Genomic DNA, 1,304 nt, shown 5'->3' with positions numbered 1-1,304 from the left:
GACGCCAGCGCGGCGGCGGCGATCTCGGGGGTGTGGATCGCGTTCATCGAATCACCCCTCCCCGCCCAGCGCCGCGCGATCGAACATCGCGCCCATCGCCACGACGATCTTGCGCGGTCCCTCGTAGGGATCGCGCGCATGCGCCGCCAGCATGTTGTCCAGCATGATGACGTCGCCCTGACGCCACTCCAGCCGCACCGCGCAGGCCTCGTAGGTCGCGCCGACCACGGCCATCGTCGCGTCGGGGATCAGCGAGCCGTCGCCGAACATCACGTGCCGCGGCATCCGCTCCAGCCCCACCAGCCCGAGCAGGTCCTCGCGCACCTGCGCCTCCAGGCAGCTGACGTGATGCAGCTGCACCTGGTTGAAGAACACCCGCTCCCCGGTCAACGGATGCTTGACCACTGCCGGGCAGCGGGTGCGCGTCTGCAGCGTGTCGGCGTCGAGCCAGCGGAAGCCGGTGCCGGCCCGCGTCAACCGCGCCTCGACCTCGGCACGGTCCGTGGTCTTGAAGAAGTCCTGCCACGACACGTCCAGCCGCGGCGTGAAGGTGCGGACGTACAGCAGCCCCTTGCGCTCGAATTCGTCGACCAGGTCGGCGGGCAGGCGCCGCAGCATCTCGCGGCAGTCGACGATGGGCGTCGCACCGCCGACCGGCGACGGCAGCTCGCAGAAGAACCACTGCTTGCGCGGCCAGCGCTCCAGGTGCGCGCTCTCGTTGTGGAACAGGATCATCTGCCGCTCGGGGTACGGCGTCGACCGGTAGGTGTTGCGACCGCCCTCCTTCTTCGGCAGGTCGCCATAGCCGCCGAACAACTCGGGCTCGATGGTCTCGGCGAAGGCCTCGAACTCCTGCGGCGTCCGCAGCCCGAAGCCCCGCATCAGCAGGCCGCCATGCGACAGCAGCAGCGACTCGATGGTGTCCCGGTGCCGGCGCGCCCAGGCGACGGCATCGATGTCGGGACTGGTGGCCTCGACGATCAGCGGGAAGCGGCGGTCCTCGGCCAGCGTGGACAGGCGCACGGCCGGCAGCGCGGGCACACCCGGCAGCGTGGCGACACCCGGTAGCGCGGCCACGGCGGGTGCGCCCGTGCTGATCGCCGTCGCCGCGCCCTTGCCGAGCTTGGACAGCTTGTCGAGTTTGGTCAGCTTGTCGAGCTTGCCGGGCTTGTCGACGGCGGACATGGGGAGGGAAGTCATGGTCGGCTCCTTGAAAGGCGGAGGAGAAGCAGGCGACAGGCCGCCCGGCACGGCGTCGAGCAGCGCGTCGGCGCCGCGTCGGGCGCGGCCGCGGCGGCGCGCAG

The 1,304-nt window shown here is 71.1% G+C and carries 1 protein-coding gene; it reads right to left on the bottom strand.

Going from position 1 to position 1,304, the window contains the following annotated elements:
• Positions 1-51: 51 nt before the first annotated feature.
• Complete coding sequence (locus FUT87_RS25240) at positions 52-1,200, bottom strand: TauD/TfdA family dioxygenase (RefSeq protein ID WP_255512029.1); 1,149 nt, start codon at positions 1,198-1,200, stop codon at positions 52-54.
• Between the last annotated feature and the right edge of the window lie 104 nt (positions 1,201-1,304).

The organism is Mitsuaria sp. TWR114 (genome assembly GCF_007997345.1).
This window is presented reverse-complemented; position numbering and strand designations above follow the sequence as displayed.

What these genes read in the sequence shown, in the direction of transcription:
- FUT87_RS25240 (WP_255512029.1), bottom strand. Translation starts at nt 1,200, where the DNA reads ATGACTTCCCTCCCCATGTCCGCCGTCGACAAGCCCGGCAAGCTCGAC.